Genomic DNA, 22,951 nt, shown 5'->3' on the forward strand with positions numbered 1-22,951 from the left:
AGCGACCGTGATAGAGAGCTGTCAAGGGACTCTCACTTTTTTTTCTTTTTGCCGGTGGGAGCGGCTGCCAGATCGGCGTCTTGAAAGGTCTGGCCCGTCGCCGCCAGAAACACATCGTCGAGGCTGGGGCGCGACTGGGCGATGCCAAAGACCGGCAGACCCTGACGGGTAAGTGCCTCGCGCAGGGTGGGCACCGTCGAGAGCGGGTCGGGGGCGCTCACCACCAGATAGAGGGCGTTGCCCTGGGCTTCATTAATGATAACTTCCTTTACAAAGGGAAGCGCACGCAGCGCAGCGGCTGCCTGCTGGGCCTCCTCGGCGGGCGAAAATTCGCGGATGCGCAGGGTGACCCGTTCACCGCCTACGGCCCGCTTCAATTCGTCGGGGCTGCCGCAGGCGATGAGCTTCCCCCGATCGATGATCGCGACGCGGCTGGCGAGCATGTCGATTTCTTCGAGGTAGTGGCTGGTGAGCAAGATCGTCACCCCCCGGCGGCGAAGTTCGCGCAAAAAAGCCCAGACGCCCAGACGGCTCTGGATATCGAGGCCGACGGTGGGCTCGTCGAGCACCAGCACGCGGGGGTTGTGCAGCAGGCCCGCCGCCAGATCCAATCGCTTCATCATGCCGCCCGAGTAGGTCTTGATCTTGTCGTCGGCCCGATCTTCGAGGCTCAACAGTTCAAGGGCCAGCTCGATTTGCTTTTTGGCCACCGCCGGGGCGAGGTGATAGATGTCCGCCTGCAGTTGCAACAGCTCGCGGCCAGTGAGCATCTTGTCGAGGGCGACTTCCTGGGCAACGTAGCCCAGTTGCCTGCGGGCAGCGCGGGGGTCGGCTGTCACCGAGACGCCCGCTACTTCTAATTCGCCCCTATCCGGGCGCTCGAGCGTACAAAGACAGCGCAGGGTGGTCGTCTTGCCCGCTCCGTTGGGGCCAAGAAGACCGAAGATCTGTCCGGCGGGCACCTCAAGCGACAGACCATCGACGGCCTTGATCGGCCCGTAGGACTTGTAGAGTTCTCGAATGCGGACGGCTGCCTCGGCCACGCTCGTCTCTCCCTCAGCGCAACAGGATGCTATCGATGCCCATCGCGACGAACAGCAGCATCAGATAGAAGATCGAGCGCTTGAAGAGGGCACGGGCTTCCTTGCGCTCGTGGGGCACTCTTAGAAGACGCGCCGCACCGGCTAGAAACCACGCACCAAGACCACTCGCCGCGACAAGATAGATCCAACCCATTGTACCCAGCGGATAGAGGGCGAGGGTAACGGGCAAAAGAGCCAGGGTGTACCAGAAGATCCAGCGCGCCGTCTTCTCGTCGCCTACGACTACCGGCAGCATCGGCACCCCTGCCTTGCGGTAGTCCTCTCGGATCATCATCGCGAGCGCCCAGAAGTGGGGCGGCGTCCACAAAAAGATGATGCCAAAGAGCATCCAGGCGGACCAGTCGAGGCTACCGGTGACGGCGGCCCAGCCCACCAGGGGCGGAATTGCCCCAGCGGCACCGCCAATCACGATGTTTTGGGTGGTCGTGCGCTTGAGCCAGAGGGTATAGACCACCACGTAAAAGCCGATGCCTGTGATAGCGAGTAAGGCAGCGAAGAGATTGGCAAAAAGAGCCAGGACAACGAAGGAAGCCGCTCCCAGGGCCAGGGCAAAGAGTGTCGCCTGAAGGGGCTGGATGCGGCCAGCCGGGATCGGACGGCGACGGGTGCGCTCCATCAATAAATCGATGTCGCGGTCGATAAGACAGTTGAAGACGTTCGCCGAGCTGGCAGCGAGGGTGCCACCGAGCAGCGTCACCAGTAGCAGCACCGGCTCGACGTGTCCTTTGCTTGCGATCCACATCGCTCCGGCGGTGGTGATGAGCAGCAGAACCTGGATGCGGGGCTTGGTAAGCTCGTAATAATCTTTGAGGACGGCACTCAGGCGCGGAGCGCCGGCATGGGGGCGATCGAGGACAGTTTCTTGCACGATGTCATTCCTGAGACGGTCGGGACTAAACGGAGCGGTAGCGCTCCCGCAGGCTGAGGACGGCCAGCACGACCAGACTGCCTAAAAGGGCAGCGCCAATGGCGAGGTGCGCCACCGTCAGCGCCGGTACACTCAGCTGTAACCAGAAAGTGGCAACCCCAAGACCAATCTGAGCCAGCAACAGACCCAACAGCGCCAGCGCCAGCGGGCGCAGGGGCTTCCAGGCAAACCCGATCGAAGCGAGCGTCGCCAGGGTAGCGGGCACCACTCCTACCAGATGGTTGTTCATCACATTGCACAACAGCGACCCGGCCAGGCACTGGTGCAGCGCCCACTGGGAAGCGACCAGTCCCCCCAGGATGATCTGGGCATAGACGATGAGCGCACCCGCACTCGCCACCCAGGGTAAAAATCGCGACTGGGAGCGGATAGCAGGTGCAGGGGTGAGCAGCGTCAAAGCCACCAGCAACGTCGCAAAGTAGAGCATCGCTGTGCCCAGGTGGGCGGTCACGATGTCAAAGCGCAGGTACTGGGTGACGGTGAGCGCCCCCAAAATACCCTGCACCAGCACCAGCGCCAGCGCCAGTGCCGCCAGGGGCACCAGCCAGCCTGGCAACCGGCGGCGCTGCCACCAGACGAGGGCGCACAGGCCAACGGTAAGCAGGCCGACCAGTTGGGCCACCTGGCGGTGGAACCACTCCAGAAAGATGTACGGGTCGAGATGGGGCAGCACCTGTCCGTAGCAGAGGGGCCAGTCCGGACAGGACAGCCCGGCTCCCATCACCCGCGTCAGGCTGCCCAGGGCCATCAGACCAAAGGTAAGCGCACAGAGCAGCCCAACCAATCGTCGGACCCCTATTGCCGGATCGGCGGTTGTCGCCGGTGGATTCGCTAAAAGCTTCACCCGTAAATTTGCCATCGGATCGCTTGCTCCCTGCCCCGACTGCGCGGTGTGAGCGACTTCTCAATCTCCACAGTAGTAAGGCGCGGTTGCCCGCTACAGAAGCTTTAGCCATTTTTTTAGAATCTTTGTTGCAGAGTATTGAGGGTTTCTCACACGGACGGCAGTTGAATTCGTGAAGAAAAACCAAAAGCCTCCTGATCCCTCAGACGGGACAGATAGCCTTGTGATGGCGCAGTCGAGAGTACTGCAAGTATTTTGAGGAATCGTACGACTGTGAGAATTCCAAGAATCAACCAGAACTGGAGTTATATCGTCAGCTGTGGAGCCCTACTCGCCCTAGCAGGCGGCTGGTTCGCGCTCACAAGCGGCTGGCTGATGCCGGTCGAAGCGTCCAAGGAGTCGGTCCAGATCGATGATCTTTTTCGCTGGATGCTTGGTTTTGCCGCTGTCATCTTCTTAGGGGTGCAGGGCGTTCTCATCTATGCCGCCTTCGCCTTCCGGCGCGTCAAAGGCGACAACGGTGACGGTCCCCACATACACGGCGACATCAAGCTCGAAATTTTCTGGACGCTCATCCCGACGGTGCTGGTTCTCTACCTGGCTATCTATAGCTTCGATGTCTTCCAGCAGCTGGGGGCCGGTTCACCGATGTGGGGCGGCCACGACCACGGCGATGCGGGGCTGCCTCGAATCGTGGCTCCTATCGACAAGAGTGCCGTACCGCCGCTCAAGATCGAAGTGCAGGCGATGCAGTTCGCCTGGATCTTTGCTTATCCGAGCAAAAAGGTCGAAGGAATGGCCGAGTTGCACCTGCCGGTGGGCCAGCCTGTCGTGCTCGAGATGAAGTCCAACGACGTGATCCACGCTTTTTGGGTACCGGAATTTCGTCTCAAGCAGGACGTGATTCCGGGCCGCACCACCAACCTCTCCTTTACACCGACGCGCCCCGGCAAATACCAGTTGCGCTGTGCGGAGCTGTGCGGTCCCTACCACGGCGGCATGGTCGTCGATGTGTACGTCGAGGATCAAAAAAGCTTCGACAAGTGGCTCACCAGCCAGGCAGCGGTACCGAGTGCGACCCGCCTTGCCCAGCTTCCCGATCTCGCGACCACCGCCGGTTATCCGGTTCCTGCCGCCACCACCCCCGTCCTGCGGTCTGACCAGACCCTTGCCGTCGTCCGGCACCTGCGCTCACAAGGACAGTAAGCATGGTTGAGATTAGCGAACGCATCCACCACCAAAATCCAGAGCCGCTCAACGACTGGCGGCGCTACTTCAGCTTCTGCATCGATCACAAGGTGATCGGCATCCAGTATCTGGTGACGACCTTCTTCTTTTATCTGTTAGGCGGCGCTCTGGCGATGATGATCCGCGCCGAGTTGCTCACCCCCGACTCCGATGTTCTCGATCGGCAGTTCTACAACAGCACCTTCACCATCCACGCCTCGATCATGATCTTCTTGTGGGTGATCCCGGCGCTGGTGGGCTTCGGCAACTACCTGGTGCCTCTCATGATTGGAGCGCGGGATATGGCCTTTCCGCGCCTCAACGCCCTGAGCTTCTGGATGATTCCACCGGCTGGGATCGCACTCATCTCCAGCTTCTTTATCCGGGGCGGAGCCGCCAGCTCTGGCTGGACCTCCTACCCGCCTTTGAGTGTGCAGCAGGTGCAGGTGGGCGACATCACCGTTCCCCACGTCGGCCAGCTCATCTGGTGCATCGGGGTGATTATCCTCGGCACCTCGTCGATTCTGGCGGCGATCAACTTTATCGTCACGATCGTCGCGATGCGCGCTCCGGGGATGATCCTGTTTCGGATGCCCCTTTTTATCTGGGCCACCCTCGCTGCCTCCTGCATTGCGATGATGGGCACGCCGGTATTGGCCGGAGCGCTCATCTTGCTTTCGCTCGATCTCACCCAGGGAACGGTCTTCTTTAACCCGACCGGCGGCGGCGATCCGGTGGTCTACCAGCACATGTTCTGGTTTTATTCCCATCCGGCGGTCTACATCATGATCCTGCCCGCGATGGGGATCATCTCCGAGGTGCTGCCGGTCTTTGCGCGCAAACCGATCTTTGGCTACAAGGCGATCGCCATTTCGAGCATGGGCATCGCCGTGCTGGGCTTTATGGTCTGGGCGCACCACATGTTCACCAGCGGTACGCCGGACTGGATGCGCATGTTCTTTATGGTCGCCTCGTTTCTCATCGCCGTTCCCACCGGCATCAAAGTCTTCAGCTGGCTGGGCACGATCTGGGGCGGCAAGCTCGAACTCAACTCGGCAATGCTCTTTGCGATGGGCTTCGTCTCGATGTTTGTCATCGGCGGCCTCTCCGGGATCATCCTCGCCTCGGTGCCGGTCGATATCCACGTCCACGACACCTACTTTGTCGTCGCCCACCTGCACTATGTCCTCTTTGGGGGGAGTGTGTTCGCCATCTATGCGGGGCTATACTTCTGGTTCCCGAAGATGACCGGACGGATGCTCAACGAGACCTGGGGCAAGATTCACTTTGCCCTGACCTTTATCGGTTTCAACCTGTGCTTTTTGCCGATGCACCAGCTGGGCCTGCAGGGGATGCCGCGCCGCGTCGCCCAGTACGCCCCCCAGTTTCAGGAACTGAACGTGGTGGTGAGTATCGGCGGCTTTTTGCTGGGCATCTCGACGCTGCCGTTTTTGTTCAACGCCATCTACAGCTGGATCTGGGGAACCCGCGCCGGTGCCAACCCCTGGCGTGCCCTCGGTCTTGAGTGGACGGTTCCCTCGCCGCCCCCGGTCGAAAACTTTGAAGAAATCCCGGTCGTGACCGCCGGTTCTTACGAGTACGGCCTGGTAGAGCCACCGTCAGCGGATAGTCCGCGCGCGGCTCTTCCTACCAAGTCCTGAGTACTAGGAAGACACCATGCAATCATCTTCTTCTACCAGTTCCAACGATCCAGCAGCGATATCCCCGGTGGCGGCCCACGGTGCCGACCACCACGAGGAGCATCCCGACCACCGCATGTTGGGCTTCACGCTCTTCCTCATCTCCGAGGGCATGTTGTTCGTCGGTCTATTTGTCGCCTACCTCACCTTTCGGGCGGCAGCGCCTGCCTGGCCGCCGCCGGGCACACCCGAACTGGCCAAGCTCTGGCCGACGATCTTCACGGTCATCCTCGTCTCCAGTTCCGGCACGATCATCCTGGCAGAGCACTTTCTCAAGCACGGCGACCAGAACAAGTTTCGCCTTTTCTGGCTCATCACCTTCGTGATGGGTGCCATCTTCATCGCCGGTCAGGCATTCGAGTGGAACACCCTCATCAACCACGAGCACCTGACCCTCAAAAGCGGCCTCTACGGCGGCACGTTCTTTTTGCTCACCGGCTTCCACGGTATGCACGTGATTGTCGGTCTACTGTTGCAGTTGATCGTCTTTTTGCGCGCCTTCAAAAAGGGCCGCTACACCCCTGAGAAGCACTTTGGAGTGGGAGCGAGTTCTCTGTACTGGCACTTCGTCGATATCGTCTGGATCTTCCTGTTCGGTCTGCTCTACGTCGTCTAACTTTTTAGACTCTACAAACCTCCGCCATTTTCGAGAAAGTGCTCGAAGGGCGGAGGTTTTAGCTTGAATCAAGCGAGCTTTTGCAGTTCGCGTCGATTCTGGAAGCTGACTGTCTCCTGTGCTTCGCCCTTCCAGGCTTGCCAGTAGCCGTGCAGCCGCCTGCGATAAGCTCTTGGCGTCTCGGCGTAGAGTTTGAGGCCCAGAGGTCTTGCGAGCTGCTGCAATGTCTGGCGCTGCTTTTCGATCGTTTCAAGCAGCAGTGCCCCCTTGCCGGTGGTGATCTCGGGGGTAAAAGTTTGCAAGGTTTCTAAGAGCACACTCAGATCGTGCTCGTCGCCCAGGTAGTCCGCCAGCCGATGGGCCTCGTCGGCCAATGGCTTGAGCACCGGCGGCCAGAGGGGCGTGAGCAGTTCTAATTGATGCCAGAGATCTTTGACCCGCTTGCGCCAGGTATGAAAGTGCTCGGCGGAGGGCTGGTCGTAGGCACAGGCAAAAGCCCGCCGGCCCTGGCGGTAGACCCAGAGCGCTCCTGCCTCGATGAGCGGCCAGCCTTCGTGCCGGAGGGGCCAGTCTTCGAGGCGCTGCTGCAGACCGACGAGGCTCACTACGACCCCAGCGATTACCTCGCGGTCGAGGGGGACAGCAGCTGAGCGCTCCTCCAGCCGGGCTTGCAGCGAAGCGATGAGCCCGTCGTCGGAGAGATCCAGCTCTCTGGCGAGTTTTGTAAGCGTCTTGACCAGAACGTGGGCGTCCCGCGCTTGCGAAAGGGTGCGGCCCGCCTCCTGCAACAGACGGTCTTCCTGGCGGTAGCAGGCAGATCCCAGTTCGCAACGAATAAGCCGCAACAGCGCCCGCAGGCGCTTGAACTGCTTGCGCGCAGCGTGGACGGCTGCATCGGGATCGCGGTCAAATTCGTCCGCAAGGTGGGTGAGCGCTTCGTCCACCTGTTCGAGCACGATTCGCCGGATCTCAGAGCGCACCTGCTGCGCGTCAGCCAACTCGAACGCCATCTACCTGTTCCTGTAAACCGTCGCTTCTCAAGCTAGCGCGGCCTGCCCCCAACAGCCACCTAGCCGATGCGCCCGATCCCCCAAAAAATCGCACTCAAAAGCACACTGAGCAGGATGCTGGTCATCAGGGGCAGGTAAAACGTGAAGCTCTCCCGGCGGATGACGATATCGCCAGGGAGCCGACCGAGGGGATAGAGCCTGAACCCTCCGTCGCTTACCAGCAGTGCGCTGCCTAGAGCGACGACTGCAACTGCGAACACAATCAAAAATCCACCAAACTCGAAGGTCATAACCGAAGCCGGAGCGCGTCCCAGGCCAGCGCATGCGCCGCCTGTCTCTCTAACTAACGTGCAAAATCCGTTCGATTAATCTTTCCTGGGACGCAATTGCCTTTCTTCTTAGGACAGAAGAACCAATCTCGGGCAGCCGGTCGGTTGTCTTTTGCTATGCTTTTATTCGCGGCTTTCGCCCCGCACCTTCAAGATGCCAAAGCCCAGGGCCATTGCCACCAGCGTCAACACGAACACCAGGCCCGCCACAAAAAAGATCTCACCGGTCATCGCTTCCTCGTCCGATCGCTTCTCCTGCCTCAAGATGACAAATGTTTGCGACATCGCCCCCGGATGCAAACAAATCTTCACAATCTGCGGAGCGGCTTCGGTGCGCGGGGACGTTGGTGGTAGGCTGAAGTCGGATTTGTTTGCGACATGTTATGGGCAGTACCTTACAAGTGATGGACAGTAGAGCACAGCAGCTGATCGCTCCCCACGGCGGCACCCTGATCAACCGGGTCGCCACTCCTGAGCAACAGCAAAAGTATGTAGAATCATCTTCTCATCTCAGGCGCATCCGCCTCAGCGAGCGGTCCTTCTCCGATCTGGAACTCATCGCCGTCGGCGGCTTTTCGCCCCTCACGGGCTTCATGGGCAGCGACGACTACCATGGGGTGGTCGAGACGATGCGTCTGAAAAACGGGCTGGTCTGGTCGATCCCGATCACACTGCCGGTGAGTGCTGAGCTGGCTGATACGCTCGAAATCGGCGAGACGATTGGCCTCGAAGACGCGGATGGCACACTGGTGGGCATCCTCGATCTAGAAGAAAAGTATAGCTACGATAAACGGCGTGAAGTCGAGCAGGTGTACCGCACGAGCGACGAAAAGCATCCTGGTGTGCGGGTGATCTACGAGCAGGGCGACGTTTATCTGGCCGGGCCGGTGCTGTTGCTGGAGCGCCGTCCCCATCCGCTCTTTGCCTCCCGCCAGCTCGATCCGGCCCAGTCGCGCCGGGCGTTCGCCGAAAAAGGCTGGCGGACGGTCGTCGGCTTTCAGACGCGCAATCCGATCCACCGCGCCCACGAGTACATCCAGAAGTGCGCCCTCGAGATCGTCGATGGCCTCTTTTTGCACCCGCTCGTCGGAGCGACCAAGAGCGACGATGTGCCCGCCGACGTGCGGATGCACTGCTACGAGGTTTTGATCGAGAAGTACTATCCGCTCGATCGGGTCATCCTCGCCATCAATCCGGCGGCGATGCGCTACGCCGGTCCTCGCGAGGCGATCTTTCACGCTCTGCTGCGCAAGAATTACGGCTGCACCCACTTTATTGTCGGGCGCGACCACGCCGGGGTGGGCGACTACTACGGCACCTACGACGCCCAGTACATCTTCTACGAGTTTGACCCCGCCGATCTTGGGATCACGCCTCTAATGTTCGAGCACGCCTTTTTTTGTAAGCGCATCGGCGGGATGGCGACCACCAAGACCAGCCCTTCCGGCCCGGAGGATCGCATTCATCTTTCTGGCACCAAGGTGCGGGCAATGCTGCGCGAGGGCGTTCAGCCACCGCCAGAATTTACCCGTCCGGAGGTGGCTGAGATCTTGATTGCCGCCATGCGCCAACCGTCTGGCTGAGCGGTGGTTCCAGACAATCAAATACCTGAGAACGGCCAGGCATCCAGTGCTGGCAGGGGCTTGCTGTGTATCGATAGTTGCAAACATTGGGACAGGACGCGAGGTGCCGTGAGCATCGATAGGTGGGAGAGAGGAATTGCGCATATTGTCTACGGACTCCAAGCAGGGAATTAGAAGCAACCGTAGCGAAGGCCACCGTTTTCGCTACTTTGAATTTTTTACGATTTGGTTCGCTGTTGTGTAGGGGAGGACCGATGAAGGGCAAATGGGGACGGTGGGCCTGGGTGGCAGGTTTATTGCTGGCAGTCGCAGGCAGCAAGCCGGGGCTGGCCGGCAGCAACGGGGCGAGTTGCCCGGCGGGTTTTGCGGTGCAGGAAGTGACGGTGGCGCAGTTGCAGGAGGCGCTTGCGGCGGGACAGGTGACTTCGCGCTGTCTCACGCAGATCTATCTGGCGCGGATCGCCCGCTACGATAAGCAGGGACCGGCCATCAACTCCGTTCTCGAATTGAATCCGGACGCGCTTGCGATCGCAGACAAGCTCGACAGAGAAAGACAGGCCGGTCAGGTGCGCGGCCCCCTGCACGGCATTCCGATTCTTATCAAGGGCAACATCGCCACCCACGATCGGATGACGACGACGGCAGGTTCGGTGGCGCTCGCCGGATCGATTCCTGAAAACGACGCTTTTATCGTCGAGCGACTCAGGGCGGCGGGAGCAGTGATCCTGGGCAAGGCGAACCTGACGGAATTTGCCAACTTCATGTCCTACCACATGCCGAGCGGCTACAGCTCCGAGGGCGGCCAGACGCTCAATCCCTACCGGCCAAAGCTCGCCGGCAATGGGCTACCGAGCCTCACCCCCTGCGGTTCGAGTGCCGGTTCAGGGGCAGCGACGGCGGCCAACCTGACGGCAATTTCGGTCGGGACGGAGACTTCCGGCTCGATTCTCTGTCCGTCGAGCTTCAATTCACTGGTGGGTATCAAGCCGACGCTGGGCCTGGTGAGTCGCAGCGGCATCATTCCGATTGCCCACAGCCAGGATACCGCTGGGCCGATGACCCGCAGCGTGGCCGATGCGGCGGCGCTGCTGAACGCGCTGGCTGGTCCTGATCCGGCGGACCCGATTACACTCACCAGCATCGGCAAGACCCCGGCGGATTATACGGAATTCTTGAATGCCGACAGTCTGGCTGGGGCGCGCATCGGTATAGCCCGGCAGTACTTTGGCGGGCTCGCTCCCCAGACCCTTGCCCTGATCCAGCAGGCGATCGCTGTCCTCAAAAGCAAAGGGGCGATCGTCGAGCCGGTGGATATTCCGACCTTTCAGCAGCTGGTGACCGATAACTCGAAGGTGCTGCTTTATGAGTTCAAGCAGGATCTCAACAAGTACCTGTCTACGGTCGGACCGACTTCGCCGGTCAAAAACCTCACGCAAATCATCTTGTTCAACAACCGCAACCGCTCCGTCGCCCTCAAGTACGGGCAGGGGCTCCTCATCAACTCCAACGTCCAGAGCGGCAATCGGATCACCGAGGCGGAAGCAGCAGCAGATCGCTCGCTGGATTTGAGCCTGGCGCGAGGAGGTCTGGATACGGTTTTTGCCGAACACCAGCTCGACGCTTTGATCTTTCCAACGTACTTTGGGGCCGATATCGGGGCAAAGGCGGGCTATCCGACGATTGTTGTTCCGGCGGGCTACGAGCCGGGCGGGGCTCCGGTAGGGATCTCGTTTTTAGGTCAGGCTTTCAGTGAACCCCGGTTGATTGGCCTGGGTTATGCCTACGAGCAGGCGAGCAAGCTGCGCCGTCCGCCCAGGGCGACGCCCTGAGAAAACAGAACCACCGGGGGCAGGAAGGGGAAAGCAACGGTCGCTTACCATAACAGGATTCAGGAGGTCCTGCTGAACCTTTGAAGCTTTAGAAGGCCGGTGGCGCTTGCTCAAATTACCAACAGGAGAAGGGAGATGGACGCGATGGGACTGGATGTCATCCTGGCCAGTTTGCATCATCTGGCGGCTTTCAGCCTAGTTGGCTTGCTGGCTGTCGAAGCTGCACTGCTATTTCGTCCCGATAAGAGCGTACCTGTAGCGCGGATGGCGCGCATCGATCTGTACTTTGGTCTGGCGGCCCTGCTACTCCTTGTAATTGGCGTCCTGCGGGTGATCTACGGCATCAAAGGTTCAGCCTTCTACGTCCAGAATCCTGTTTTCTGGACGAAGATGGTTCTCTTTGGCACCGTGGGAATCATCTCGATCTGGCCCACCGTTCAGTACCTGCGCTGGCAGTCGAAGTTGCGCCGCGACACCGGTTTCTGGCCCGATGCAGCGGCCTTCAGGTGGGTACGCCTGGCCCTGGTGGCCGAAATCGCCTTTACCGTTGCTATACCCGTCACCGCTGCCATGATGGCTCGCGGCATTGGGCTGTAGCGGTTCTCGATCGATCTGGTGTCGTAAAGTTCTTGACTTCCTGAGTCTCCATTAGTTCAACTTCCTAGATTGGAAGCACCGCTTCATCGCCTCGATGATGCAGACGGTCTGGCCGATGTTTCCATTAGTCCCGAATATTCCTACAGAATATGGTCTAAGCCAGTTCTATCCACAGGTTCTGTGGCAATTTGCGCGAGACCCAGGCGTTGTCCCGCAGGGCAAAGCGCCAGGGCAGTTCTCGTCCGCGCTTGAGGCCGATGCGGACGGTCTGGATCACGGCTTCATCTGGAATGGGTTCGGCAGGTTCGATCCAGAAATGGGCAAGGGGCAGTTGTTGGCCTTCCCAGGCGGGATCGATGGCGAGGGCTTCCACCAGGCGGGCGGGGCCGTTAGTGAGATGGCGCGAACCGTGGCGCAACAGGCGCATCTGGCCCTGGCCACTGGTGGGCTCGATCGCCCGGATGAGCACGCAGCCGGGGGAGCCAGGCTGGTCGCAGGTGATGTTGAGGAGGGCAAATTTGTAGGAGCGGTGCAGGTAGACAGCACCTGCTGTATTAGAGAGCAACTGCCAGATGCGTTTGTCGCGGGCGATCAGGTAGCAGGCCGGATCGCGCAGGCCGCCGTAAGCTTCGACCTCGACGATCCGGCCACTGAGATAATTGCCCTCATAGAGGCGGACGATCCGGCAACCGAGCAGCCGGCGCGCTACCCCTAGTGGGGGAAAGTTAAAGAAATCTGTAGGTAGCGCTTCGAGCATCTATTTTATGGTATCGGTGTTGTACTTCGATGCGGCCACTGCGATGATTTCTGCCCAGAGCCCTGACCGGTACCTTCAGCAATTTATCCGCAAGAACCACGATCTGATCGTGAAGTGGTATCAAAACGATCACCTGAGCTGGGCGGTGATCGCCGCCCGGCTCAACCAGTGCCGCCGGGGCGGCGGGATCACCGCCTCGATGCTCCAGGCTGCTCTGCCCTATCTCACCCGCAACCGGCAACCGGCCCTGGAGGTCGTCGCCGAAAATGCCGCCAGCTCCCAGCGGGCGACGCTCGCCGCCCTCGAAGAACACATTCAAAAGCAAGACGACCTGCTGCGGCTACAGAGTGGCCGGGTGCAGGAGATCGCCTCGCGCTGGGCCCGCCTCGAAGAACTCGTCAACCAGCTCGTTCCTCTGGTGGGCGAAGCGCGCAGCGCCTCCGAGCGGCTGCCGCGCAACAATCCTGCAGCCCGCCAGGTTTTAGAGAGCCTCCAGCAACTTTCGGCTGTTTTGCACAGAAGCACCCTCGAAAGCCTCGACGAGCGCGACATCGAAGCGCTGGCGATGGCGATTGCGGGCCTGGGACCGCTGCAGGCGGACTGAGGGCCCTACTCGTTGAAGGTGTCGTAGAGTTTGGCAAACGCCTGATCGAGGGCAGCCTTGAGCTTTTCGGGCTGCTTGCCGCCGGCTTGGGCGATGTTGGGCCGACCACCGCCGCCGCCGCCGGCGATCTGGGCGATGGGCCCGATAAATTTACCGGCGTCGAGGCCCATGCCGATCGCTCGGGGGCTGAAGGCTGCTACCAGCGAGACTTTGTCGGCGGCGGGCGCAGAACCGAGGACGACCGCTCCCTCGCCCAACCTGGTCAGCAGATGCTCAGCTGCCGCTTTGAGCGGTTCGGGTTCGGTGTCTCCCATGTGGCCCACGAGCACCCGAAATTCGCCGTACTGCTCGACTTCGCTCATCAGCGCCTCGGAGCGGGCCGTGGCAAGGGCCGATTTGAGGCTATCGACCTGCTTGATCGCCTGCTTCGCTTCGCCGACGATCGCCGCGACGCGCTGGGGGATCTGTTCGACGGGCACCTTGAACTCGCTACTGAGGGCGTTGGTCACCTGTTCGCGGGTGCGCATGTAGCCTAAGAGCGCCACCCCGGCCACCGCCTCGATCCGCCGCACACCGGCGGCGATGCCGGACTCGGAGACGATCTTAAAAGGACCGATTTCGATCGTGTTGCTGGCGTGGGTGCCGCCGCAAAACTCGATGCTCACCCCCGGCACACCGATCACCCGTACCTGCTCGCCGTACTTGTCGCCAAAGAAGGCCAGCGCCCCGAGTTCTTTGGCCTTGGCGATGGGCATCACCTCCGCGCCCACCGGACGGCCCTCCATCACCCAGGTGTTGACCATCTGCTCGATCTGAGCGATGTCCTGGGGGGTGAGGGCTCTGGGCGAGTTGAAATCAAAGCGCAGGCGGTCGTAGGCGACGAGCGATCCCTGCTGCTGCACCTCTTCTCCGAGCACCTTGCGCAGGGCGGCGTGCAGGAGGTGGGTGGCGGTGTGATGGGCCTGCAGCAAGCGGCGGCTCACCAGATCGACGCGGCAGATCACCACCTCGCCCGCCTTGAGTTGCCCCTGCTGAATCTTGCCCTTGTGCAGGAAGATCTCGCCCTGCTTTTGCACGTCCTCGATGATTACAAACAGATCCTGCGCCTCGTTGGTGAGGTAGCCCCGGTCGCTCACCTGACCGCCCCCTTCGGCGTAGAAGGGGCTGTGGGTGAGCAAGATCAGCACCTCCGCTCCGGCGTTGGCCGAACCGTAGGCTTTGCCGTCGTTGAGAATGCCCAGGACCCGCGCCTGGGCGGTCAGTCCCTGGTAGCCGACAAATTCGGTGGCCGGTACACCGGTCAGATCGACGCCGCCCGTCAGATCGGTGGTCTTGGCCGCACGTTTGGCCCGTTCGCGTTGCTCTTGCATCTTCGCCTCGTATTCTTTGAGATCGACAGCCAATCCCCTCTCCGCAGCCGCCTCGATCGTCAGTTCCAATGGAAAACCATAGGTATCAAACAGCGTAAAAGCATCTTCTCCGGAGACCGTGCCCCGGCTGCGCCCCAGAATGTCTGCAAGCAGCTTCTCGCCGTTTTCGAGGGTGCGCAGGAAGGCCGCCTCCTCGTTGCCGAGCATCGTCATGATCGCGCTGCGCCGCTCGATCAGATTTGGATAGGCTCCTCCCATCAAGTCGATCGCTACCGCCGCCGTCTTCTGGGTAAAAGCTCCCGCGATGCCCGCCTGCCTGCCCCGGCGCACCAACCGGCGCACCAGCCGCCGGAGGACGTACTCGCGGCCCTCGTTGCCGGGCTTGACCCCGTCAGCGATGAGGTGGACGACGGCGCGAGTGTGGTCGCCCACAATCTTAAAGGAAACTTTGTCCGCCTCGCTCAGCTGGAAATAATCTTTACCGGCCAGCTCCGCCGCCCTTGCGATAATCGGCAACAGCAGGTCGGTCTCGTAGTTGTTGGGCACCCCCTGCAGCACCTGGGCCATGCGCTCCAGCCCCAGCCCCGTATCGATATTTTTGCGCGGCAATTCGCTCAGGTTGCCCTGGCTGTCGCGGTTGAGCTGCATGAAGACGAGGTTATAGATTTCAAGAAAGCGGCTGTCGTCGTCGAGGTCGATCTCAACTTCGCCCCGCTCGGGATGAAAGTCGTAGTAGATCTCGGAGCACGGCCCGCAGGGACCGGTGGGACCGGACTCCCAGAAGTTCGATTCTGCCCCCATCTTGCGGATGCGGTGGGGCGGTAGACCCGCCACCTCCTGCCAGAGGCCAAACGCCTCGCCGTCGTCCTCGTAGACGCTCACCCAGAGGCGGTCGGCAGGCAGAGCGTAGACCACTGTCACCAGTTCCCAGGCCCAGGCGATCGCCTCGCGCTTGAAGTAGTCGCCGAACGAAAAGTTGCCGAGCATCTCAAAGAAGGTGTGGTGGCGGGCTGTGCGCCCCACATTTTCGATGTCGTTGGTGCGCACGCACTTTTGGGAGGTGGTGGCGCGCGGGGCAGGGGCGGCCTGTTTGCCCATGAACACCGGCTTGAAAGGCAACATACCGGCGATCGTGAGCAGAACCGTCGGGTCTTCGGGGATCAGCGAGGCACTCGGCAGGCGCTTGTGTCCCTTGCTCTCAAAAAATTGCAAGAATTTCTCGCGGATCTGGTTTCCACTCAGGGCAACTGGCATGGTTGTTCAAACGGGTGCGCTACGTTCCTTATTCTGGCATCCCGCCCGGTGCCCTACTCCTGGACGGTGATTGTTTCTTCGAGTTTGGGGGTGCGAAAGAACAGAAAATAAACCACCAGCCCAATCCCCATAAACCCGAGGGCAAACCACGCCTGGGGCGTCGTGCTCAGGGCGTTGACGATCAAAAAACTCGCGACCAGCAAAAACAAAATCGGAATGAGCGGATAGGGCCGCACCCTGTAGGGCCGGGGCAGATCCGGTGCCTGGACGCGCAGGACGATAAGACCAATCACCGTCAGCGCATAAAAGAGCCAGGCAGCAAAACCAAAATAATCGACCAGCGTCCCGAAGTCGCCAGGGAGCACCAGCAGCACCGCCCAGGCTCCCTGGGCAACGAGGGCGACAGTCGGCACCGCCTGGGGACTTACGTAGCTGAAGGGGCGGGGAAACTGGCCGTCGCGGGCCGCCGCATAAAAGATCCGCGCTCCGGTAATGAGCGAGCCGTTGGTGGTGCCAAAGGTCGAAAAGGCGACGGCAAGCGGAACGAGCACCCCGCCTACAGGACCGATGATCCGCACGGCGAGGGCGGTGGCCGCTGCCCGCGAGGAAGCCATCTCCGCCGGGGTGAGCACCGCCAGGTAGGCAATGTTGGCGAGGATATACACGACCATCACCCCCAGGGTGCCGAGGATGATCGCGCGGGGAATGTTGCGCTCCGGCTCGCGCAGTTCTTCGCCTACGGCGTTGAGGTTGCTCCAGCCGTCGTAGGCCCAGAGGCTTGTAATCATCGCCCCGCCGAAGGCACTGGGCAGGGCGATCGAACCGGCGAAGGGCTGGACAAAGTGCGTCCAGCCACCCTGGGTGAGGCCCACAAAGCCCAGGACGATGATCCCGGCCAGGCCCACCAGTTTGAGGGCGGTAAAGACGAGCTGGACGACTGCTCCCTGGCGCACCCCGAGGCAGTTGATCGCGGTGAGGACCACCAGGGCACTGACGGCAATCGCCTTAATCCGCCAGTCACCGTCCACCCCCGCCCCCCTCGGGTCGAGCCCAAAGAGAATGCTGCCTAAGTAACTGGCAAACACGATGCTCACGATCGCCTGGGCACCGGTCTTCATCACAAAAAACTGGGTCCAGGTAAACATAAAGCCCAGCGGGCGGCCCAGGGAGCGGCTGAGGTAGGCGTATTCTCCTCCTGCTACCGGCAATGCCGCCCCCAGTTCGGCGTAGCAGAGGGCACCGGCTAGAGACAGCAATCCCCCGACGACCCAGACTGCCATCGCCATCCCCACCGAGCCCACCTGGGCCACCACCCGGCCTGGGCTGGCAAAGATGCCGGAGCCGATCGTTATGCCGATCACAATCGCCGCACCGTCGATGAGGCCAAGCGAGCGGCGCAGGCTGCCCCTGGAGGTCGTCACATTAAAATCCGAAAAAATCCTTCTCAGTCTAAGGGACGAACCTGTTTTGCAGCAAAATCTTGAAGCTGAAGTCCATGAAGATCTGCAGCGGCAGCGTGCTGCGGTTCACCTTCATCTGGGCGAGTGCCCCTTCCCAGCTGTTGATTAAAAAGGCCGCAAGGTTGTGGGCGTCGAGGTGCAGCGGGATCTCCCCCGCCTGCTGGGCTCTGACCAGGCAACGGGCAATATCGCTCTCCCAGTCGGCAAAGAAGCGCTCGATGCGCACCCGGAACGTCTCGTTCTGCTCGGCCAACTCCTGGGCGAGTTTGCCCACCAGGCAACCCTCGCGGTGCCGGCGCGCTTGAAAGTACTGGCACTTCATCTCGAAGTAGCGCCTGAGACGCACCAGAGGCGTGTAGTGCTCGTCTTCGAGATAACTGTCGAGTTCCTGCTTGTGCTGGGCAGCGTCGTAATCGATGATCGCGAGGCCAAAATCTTCTTTGCTCGCAAAGAAGTGATAAAAAGAGCCCTTCGGTACGTTGCAGGACTGCAAAACTTCCTGCAGGCCGGTGCCGCTGTAGCCTTTTTCGCGCAAGATCCGGTGGCCGGTCCGGATGAGTAGCTGCTTTGTGCTCTCCCGGCTGCTGGTAGCGCTACCCTCGGCGACGGCAGCTTTTGCAGGATCTTCTTCCATGATCGTGAAGGGAAAGTGAACCTCTGCACACTTTTCTATATTAGACTGGTCGTCTCTTGCTTTCAAGGCAGTCCGTGGCTCCGGTGTCGGACCCGTCTTTGAGATGAAAGACGGGTCCACTTTAGAAGTTCAGGCCGATTGGACCTTCTCTAAAAACGGGTAATCGGTGTAGCCCTTCTCGTCGCCGCCGTAGAAGGTATCGCGGTCGTAGGGGTTGAGGGGAGCACCCTGACGGAAGCGCTCGGGCAGGTCCGGATTGGCGATATACAGGCGGCCATAGGCGATCAGGTCCGCTGTTCCTTCGGCGAGCATGGCGTTGCCGCTGTCTTTGTCGTGGCCACCGGCGGAGATAATCGTGCCCCGATAGATCTCACGGAAGACGGGGGTCGGGATGCCTGCGGGTTCATCGAGGGTGACGTTGCCGTCTATGCGCGGCTCGACCAGGTGCAGGTAGGCCAGATCGAAGGAATTGAGGGCAGCGACGACGTGGGTAAAGAGTGCTTGCGGGTCCGAATCGCTCATCCCACCGAAGCTGCCGCTGGGCGAGAGGCGCACCCCCACCCGCTTCGACTCCCAAAGCGGAAGCACCGCCTCGATCACTTCCAGCAAGAGCCGGGCGCGGTTTTCGATCGAGCCGCCGTAGCGGTCGGTGCGCTGGTTGGAGCCATCGTGCAGGAACTGATCGAGCAGGTAGCCGTTGGCGGAGTGGATCTCCACACCGTCGAAACCAGCTTTTTGGGCGTTGATCGCCCCCTGGCGGTACTGCTCGACAATCGCAGGGATCTCGTCCGTTTCGAGGGCGCGGGGCACCACGAGCGGCTTCGGGCCTTCCTGGGTGATCGCGACACCCTCGTGAACGATCGCGGAGGGAGCTACCGGCAGCCCGCCGCCCGGCTGCAGGAGCGGGTGGGACTGCCGCCCGACGTGCCACAGTTGCAAAAAGATCCGCCCGCCCCGCTCGTGAACGGCGTCGGTGACGAGCCGCCAGCCTGCTATCTGTTCCTCGCTGTAGATACCGGGGGTGTTGACGTAGCCCTGGCCCTGCTGGGAGATCTGGGTCGCTTCTGAGACGATGAGGCCCGCTCCGGCCCGCTGGGCGTAGTAAGTGGCATTTAAGGGCACCGGGGCCAGACCGGCTCCCGCCCGCATCCGGGTCAGAGGAGCAAGCACGATGCGGTTGGGTAAGCTGAGACTTCCCAGCGAAAACGGGGAGAACAGGTTGACAGTCATCTATTTGCCTCCAGTAGGTGGTAAGTGGAATCGCCTGAGATTTACATACACAGATGGAACCTGACCGTGCCTCGCTGCGTTGACGCGCTGAGACGACTGGTCTATTCTAAGACTGTTTGAGACGACTGGTCTACTCTTTCTATACCCAATCGTCAAAGATTCCGTCAGGCTCCACTTCACCATCCACACCCGACTCGGAGAACATCCATGCAAAATTTTACGTTCCACAATCCAGTCAAGATTCTCTTTGGCCAGGGGCAGATCCGCGCTCTGGCGACAGAGATTCCACCTGCCGCCCGGATCTTGCTTACCTACGGCGGCGGCAGCATCCGCTCCAACGGCGTCTATGACCAGATCCAGCAGGCGCTCAAAGGCCGGGTGCTCTTTGAATTTGGCGGTATCGAACCCAACCCGACGCTGGAGACGCTGAACAGGGCTGTAGCCCTCGCCCGCGCCGAGGGTATCGACTTTTTACTCGCCGTCGGCGGCGGCTCGGTTCTCGACGGCACCAAGTTCATCGCCGCCGCCATTCCCTTCGCGGGCGATTCCTGGCAGATCGTGGCAAGCCATGCGCCAGTTACCCAGGCGATCCCGATGGGCACCGTGCTCACTTTGCCTGCCACGGGTTCTGAGATGAACGGAACAGCGGTGATCACCCGTGGGGCCACCCGCGAAAAGCTGTACTTCAGTAGCCCTCTGGTCATGCCCCGCTTCTCGATTCTCGATCCAGAAACGACCTTCTCCCTCTCCGAGCGCCAGGTGGGCAACGGCGTCGCCGACGCTTTCACCCACGTCGTCGAGCAGTACCTCACCTACCCGGTGAACGCTCCGCTGCAGGACCGCATGGCCGAAGCGATCTTGCTGACGCTCATCGAAGAAGGCCCAAAGACCCTTGCTCAGCCGGAGGACTACGACGCACGGGCCAACTTGATGTGGTGTGCGACGCTTGCCCTCAACGGCCTGATCGGGGCGGGTGTGCCCCAGGACTGGACTACCCATGCCATCGGCCACGAGCTGACGGCCCTGCACGGCATCGATCATGGCCGCACCCTCGCCATCGTCCTGCCCGCCGTGCTCCAGCACCAGCGCAAGCGCAAGCGCGCCAAGCTGCTGCAGTACGCCGAGCGGATCTGGGGCCTGAGGGCGGGCGACGAGGAGTCCCGCATCGATGGGGCGATCGAGAAGACCCGCGCCTTTTTTGAATCGGTCGGGGTACCGACGCGGCTCGCCGACTACAGCGTTTCAGCCGAAACGATCCCGGTGGTCGTCGAGCGGCTCGCAGGCCGGGGTCCGGTGGCCTTAGGCGAGCACCAGGACATCGACGCGGCGGCGGTGGGCCGCATCCTGGCCCTCAGCTTATAGGCGGAAGTGTTCCTTCAAGACTCGCCGCGACCGAGGCGCTGGAAGAGGGCGTCGGTGAGCCACTCCGCCGTCGCCTTGAAGTTGTGGGCAGGAGCGGGCAGCAGCTCAAGGTAGCGCGCCTGGCGCACCAGATGCCCCGGTCTGCCCTTGATTTCGTAGCGGTCGAACAGCTCCGCCGCCGCTTCCCCGAGGCCCAGCTTCATCAGGGTGCCCCGCAGGTGAACCTGGGCAGGCTGAGTGGGCTGGCCCTCCGCCAGCGCCTTGAGGTTGCGGGCGATGGCAAAACCCTGCTGGTAGGCTACCTGGGCGATGGCGGGCAGTGCCTCCTGCGCAAGTACCGTACAGTCCCCACCGGCAAAGACCTCCGGGTACTCGGGCAGTTGCAACGTCGGGGTGACCACCAGACGACCGCGCCGGTCGCGGTGCTCGGGGGAGACGGCGAGGGCGCGCAGCAGGGGGTGGACGGCGGTGCCTGCGGTCCAGACACAGGTGGCGGTGGGAATCGTCCGGGAGCCGTCGCGCAGAGTCAGCTGCACCGCTTCTGGCCCAATCGTCATCACCTCGGCTTCGAGCACCAGTTCGACCGGTACCCGCCGCCTCGGCAGAGCCATCCGCACCGTCCGGCGCAGATTTTCGTTCATGTCCCCCTGAAGAATTTCGCCGCTGCGGTGGATGAGCACCACCCGGATTTCTCCCGGCTCCCCTCCCAGCTCGGCGTAGCGTCCAGGCAGCCAGTCCGCCAGCGTCGCCGCCAGCTCAAGCCCGGTGGGACCCGCCCCGGCGACGACGATCGTGAGCAGCCGCCGGCGCTCCTCGGATTCATCAGTCTGGCTTGCCCGCTGCAGCGTGCGGCGCAGATGGCGCTTCAGCTGCATCACCTCCTCGGCGGTGCGAAAGCCGAAGCTGTGCTCGGCGGCCCCCTCGGCTTTTGCGTCGTAGCTGCCGACGCTGCCCACGGCAAGCACCAGCCGGTCGTAGTGGTAGCGCAGGCCGGAGGTGAGGCTCACCTGTCGCCCGTTCAGGTCGATCGCTTCAACGCTGTCGTGGACGAAGGTGATCGTCGTCCCCGCCAACAGCTCCTCGAAGCGCGGGATCACCTGATGGGGGTCCATCTCGCCGGAGAGCAGTTCGTAGAGCAGGGGCTTGAAGGCGAACTGCTCCTCCCTGTCGATCAGCACCGCCTGCTGCGGATAGCGCAACTGGTGCAGGCGCAGAGCGGTGAATAGACCCGTAAAACCACCGCCGACGATCACCGTCGGCATCGTCAGGTTTCGCATCTTGGGCGTCCCTTGAGAATCAACCGCCGAGTCTGGCGTAGGCGAGGGTGACATCGAATTTCTTGCACCAGATGGCGATCGAGCGGATGCCCGTCAGATCGACCCCCGATGGGATGGCGTAGCGCTGTGCGCCCTTGCGGTTTTTGAGGGCACCGAGGTTGACGTACTGACCGGCGACGTAACCTTTGTGGGGCGGCTCGGCGCTCTTGTAGAGCAACACGTAGGGGGCTGGAGCATCGCCCAGGCTAAAGTCCTTGCTCAGCTCGACGTAGGCTCTGCCGCCGGCAGCGGTGAGGATGCGGGCGGTGCCGGTAGCCTTGGCATCGACGCTCGTAAAGCTCGGAGTGCCGCCGGTGGAGGCGGTCGCAGTCGCAGCCGGAGGAGCACTCATCGCCTCCTGGGCACCGACGACAGAGGGCGAGCCCATAAGGGCGAGGGCGAGGGCAAGGGCAAAAGGCTTCTTCATGGAGACCATCCCGAATCGTTGCTGTTGGAAAGACACAAAAAGAAGCACGGCAGAGATGTCAAAAAACCCACCGCTTTGTTGCTTCCAACAGGTTTACGGATAAGAAAGCGCGAATGGATGAGCGCCCACCGGCGTAGCTGTTTTCCGGCAGTTAGAATAATCTCGTTACGGGCGCTGGGGAGAAAGTTTGTGCAGCCGGCAGCGAGCGGACCGGTGCGCTGGACGACGAGCGATCTCGAGTGTCTGCCCCAAAGCAGCAACCGCTACGAGATCATCGCTGGAGAACTGTTCGTGGCCCGCGCTCCCCACTGGAAACATCAGCAGGTGAGTGGCCGGATCTTTGCCCGCTTAGACAGCTGGGCCAGTGAGAGCGGCTGTGGCCAGGCGGCGATCGTACCGGGAATTCTCTTTGGTGATACCGATAACGTTGTTCCAGACGTGGTCTGGGCGAGTGGTGAGCGCCTGAACGCTCTGCTCGATGCGGCAGGCCACCTGAACGGTGCTCCGGAACTGGTGGTAGAAGTGCTTTCGCCGGGAGAACAAAATGAACGGCGCGACCGTGAGTTCAAGCTCAAGCTCTACTCGACCCAAGGCGTGCAGGAGTACTGGATCGTCGATTGGCAGCTGCAGCAGCTTGAAATTTATCGGCGCGAGCAGGCCGTCCTCAGGCTGGTAGCTACCCTCCTGAGCGGTGACACTTTAGAAAGCCCACTGCTGCCAGGGTTTAGCTGCCCCATTGGGCCACTTTTTACCTGAATCGTCTCTTATCGC

Annotated in this window: 22 protein-coding genes; 9 read left to right on the plus strand and 13 right to left on the minus strand. The window is 61.4% G+C overall.

What is annotated here, in order from left to right:
• Window positions 1-32: 32 nt before the first annotated feature.
• The 3 genes from GKIL_RS18940 to GKIL_RS18950 are packed head-to-tail and all read right to left on the minus strand — an operon-like array spanning window position 33 to window position 2,890.
• A complete protein-coding gene (locus tag GKIL_RS18940; protein WP_023175456.1) occupies window positions 33-1,043 on the minus strand; it encodes an ABC transporter ATP-binding protein in 1,011 nt (336 codons plus the stop codon).
• 13 nt (window positions 1,044-1,056) lie between these two features.
• A complete protein-coding gene (locus GKIL_RS18945; protein WP_023175457.1) occupies window positions 1,057-1,971 on the minus strand; it encodes a heme o synthase in 915 nt (304 codons plus the stop codon).
• A gap of 25 nt (window positions 1,972-1,996) precedes the next feature.
• Window positions 1,997-2,890 carry a COX15/CtaA family protein gene (locus tag GKIL_RS18950; RefSeq protein WP_023175458.1) on the minus strand — a complete coding sequence of 298 codons (894 nt, stop codon included), beginning with the start codon at window positions 2,888-2,890 and terminating at the stop codon, window positions 1,997-1,999.
• Between the two features lie 258 nt (window positions 2,891-3,148).
• Here GKIL_RS18950 and coxB point away from each other — a divergent pair, with 258 nt between their 5' ends.
• From coxB to GKIL_RS18965, 3 genes are read left to right on the plus strand one after another with little or no spacing between them, the layout of a single operon-like run.
• On the plus strand, window positions 3,149-4,081 hold the full coding sequence (gene coxB, locus GKIL_RS18955) for a cytochrome c oxidase subunit II (protein ID WP_023175459.1): 933 nt from the start codon (window positions 3,149-3,151) through the stop codon (window positions 4,079-4,081).
• 2 nt (window positions 4,082-4,083) lie between these two features.
• On the plus strand, window positions 4,084-5,763 hold the full coding sequence (gene ctaD, locus GKIL_RS18960; RefSeq protein WP_023175460.1) for a cytochrome c oxidase subunit I: 1,680 nt from the start codon (window positions 4,084-4,086) through the stop codon (window positions 5,761-5,763).
• Window positions 5,764-5,779: 16 nt separating this feature from the next.
• On the plus strand, window positions 5,780-6,418 hold the full coding sequence (locus GKIL_RS18965) for a cytochrome c oxidase subunit 3 (protein ID WP_023175461.1): 639 nt from the start codon (window positions 5,780-5,782) through the stop codon (window positions 6,416-6,418).
• 68 nt (window positions 6,419-6,486) lie between these two features.
• On the opposite strand, the gene GKIL_RS18970 is transcribed toward GKIL_RS18965, so the two are convergent.
• From GKIL_RS18970 to petM, 3 genes are all read right to left on the minus strand, one after another.
• The gene (locus GKIL_RS18970) at window positions 6,487-7,428 is read right to left on the minus strand and encodes a CHAD domain-containing protein (protein ID WP_023175463.1); all 942 of its coding nucleotides are present in this window, start codon (window positions 7,426-7,428) and stop codon (window positions 6,487-6,489) included.
• Window positions 7,429-7,487: 59 nt separating this feature from the next.
• Window positions 7,488-7,688, minus strand: coding sequence for a DUF2905 domain-containing protein (locus tag GKIL_RS18975; protein ID WP_223173788.1), 201 nt, complete (start codon window positions 7,686-7,688; stop codon window positions 7,488-7,490).
• A gap of 192 nt (window positions 7,689-7,880) precedes the next feature.
• On the minus strand, window positions 7,881-8,042 hold the full coding sequence (gene petM / locus GKIL_RS18980; protein ID WP_081705313.1) for a cytochrome b6-f complex subunit PetM: 162 nt from the start codon (window positions 8,040-8,042) through the stop codon (window positions 7,881-7,883).
• Window positions 8,043-8,161: 119 nt separating this feature from the next.
• On the opposite strand from petM, the gene sat reads away from it, so the two are divergent.
• The 3 genes from sat to GKIL_RS18995 all read left to right on the plus strand — a co-directional run bounded on the left by sat (window position 8,162) and on the right by GKIL_RS18995 (window position 11,766).
• Window positions 8,162-9,340, plus strand: a complete 1,179-nt coding sequence (gene sat, locus GKIL_RS18985; protein WP_041244075.1) for a sulfate adenylyltransferase — start codon at window positions 8,162-8,164, stop codon at window positions 9,338-9,340.
• Window positions 9,341-9,594: 254 nt separating this feature from the next.
• A complete protein-coding gene (locus tag GKIL_RS18990; RefSeq protein ID WP_023175467.1) occupies window positions 9,595-11,169 on the plus strand; it encodes an amidase in 1,575 nt (524 codons plus the stop codon).
• 135 nt (window positions 11,170-11,304) lie between these two features.
• Window positions 11,305-11,766 carry a DUF2214 family protein gene (locus GKIL_RS18995; RefSeq protein WP_023175468.1) on the plus strand — a complete coding sequence of 154 codons (462 nt, stop codon included), beginning with the start codon at window positions 11,305-11,307 and terminating at the stop codon, window positions 11,764-11,766.
• 154 nt (window positions 11,767-11,920) lie between these two features.
• On the opposite strand, the gene GKIL_RS19000 is transcribed toward GKIL_RS18995, so the two are convergent.
• Window positions 11,921-12,523 carry a DNA-3-methyladenine glycosylase gene (locus GKIL_RS19000; protein ID WP_023175469.1) on the minus strand — a complete coding sequence of 201 codons (603 nt, stop codon included), beginning with the start codon at window positions 12,521-12,523 and terminating at the stop codon, window positions 11,921-11,923.
• A gap of 7 nt (window positions 12,524-12,530) precedes the next feature.
• Here GKIL_RS19000 and GKIL_RS19005 point away from each other — a divergent pair, with 7 nt between their 5' ends.
• Entirely contained in the window at window positions 12,531-13,127 is a 597-nt protein-coding gene (locus GKIL_RS19005; protein ID WP_023175470.1) for a hypothetical protein, read from the plus strand.
• A 5-nt stretch (window positions 13,128-13,132) separates the two neighbouring features.
• On the opposite strand, the gene alaS is transcribed toward GKIL_RS19005, so the two are convergent.
• The 4 genes from alaS to GKIL_RS19025 form a co-directional block, all read right to left on the minus strand.
• Window positions 13,133-15,751 carry an alanine--tRNA ligase gene (gene alaS, locus GKIL_RS19010; protein ID WP_023175471.1) on the minus strand — a complete coding sequence of 873 codons (2,619 nt, stop codon included), beginning with the start codon at window positions 15,749-15,751 and terminating at the stop codon, window positions 13,133-13,135.
• A 53-nt stretch (window positions 15,752-15,804) separates the two neighbouring features.
• A complete protein-coding gene (locus tag GKIL_RS19015) occupies window positions 15,805-17,172 on the minus strand; it encodes an amino acid permease (protein ID WP_023175472.1) in 1,368 nt (455 codons plus the stop codon).
• A 28-nt stretch (window positions 17,173-17,200) separates the two neighbouring features.
• Window positions 17,201-17,845 (minus strand): TetR/AcrR family transcriptional regulator, encoded by a 645-nt coding sequence (locus GKIL_RS19020; protein WP_023175473.1) that lies wholly within the window; start codon window positions 17,843-17,845, stop codon window positions 17,201-17,203.
• Between the two features lie 129 nt (window positions 17,846-17,974).
• On the minus strand, window positions 17,975-19,075 hold the full coding sequence (locus tag GKIL_RS19025) for an alkene reductase (protein ID WP_023175474.1): 1,101 nt from the start codon (window positions 19,073-19,075) through the stop codon (window positions 17,975-17,977).
• A gap of 207 nt (window positions 19,076-19,282) precedes the next feature.
• On the opposite strand from GKIL_RS19025, the gene GKIL_RS19030 reads away from it, so the two are divergent.
• Window positions 19,283-20,437, plus strand: coding sequence for an iron-containing alcohol dehydrogenase (locus GKIL_RS19030; RefSeq protein ID WP_023175475.1), 1,155 nt, complete (start codon window positions 19,283-19,285; stop codon window positions 20,435-20,437).
• 14 nt (window positions 20,438-20,451) lie between these two features.
• On the opposite strand, the gene GKIL_RS19035 is transcribed toward GKIL_RS19030, so the two are convergent.
• Both GKIL_RS19035 and GKIL_RS19040 read right to left on the minus strand, forming a co-directional pair.
• Window positions 20,452-21,714, minus strand: a complete 1,263-nt coding sequence (locus GKIL_RS19035) for an NAD(P)/FAD-dependent oxidoreductase (protein ID WP_023175476.1) — start codon at window positions 21,712-21,714, stop codon at window positions 20,452-20,454.
• Window positions 21,715-21,733: 19 nt separating this feature from the next.
• Entirely contained in the window at window positions 21,734-22,180 is a 447-nt protein-coding gene (locus GKIL_RS19040; protein ID WP_023175477.1) for a DM13 domain-containing protein, read from the minus strand.
• A gap of 189 nt (window positions 22,181-22,369) precedes the next feature.
• Here GKIL_RS19040 and GKIL_RS19045 point away from each other — a divergent pair, with 189 nt between their 5' ends.
• Complete coding sequence (locus GKIL_RS19045; RefSeq protein WP_023175479.1) at window positions 22,370-22,936, plus strand: Uma2 family endonuclease; 567 nt, start codon at window positions 22,370-22,372, stop codon at window positions 22,934-22,936.
• Window positions 22,937-22,951: the final 15 nt, after the last annotated feature.

Source organism: Gloeobacter kilaueensis JS1 (genome assembly GCF_000484535.1).
Classification (GTDB): domain Bacteria; phylum Cyanobacteriota; class Cyanobacteriia; order Gloeobacterales; family Gloeobacteraceae; genus Gloeobacter; species Gloeobacter kilaueensis.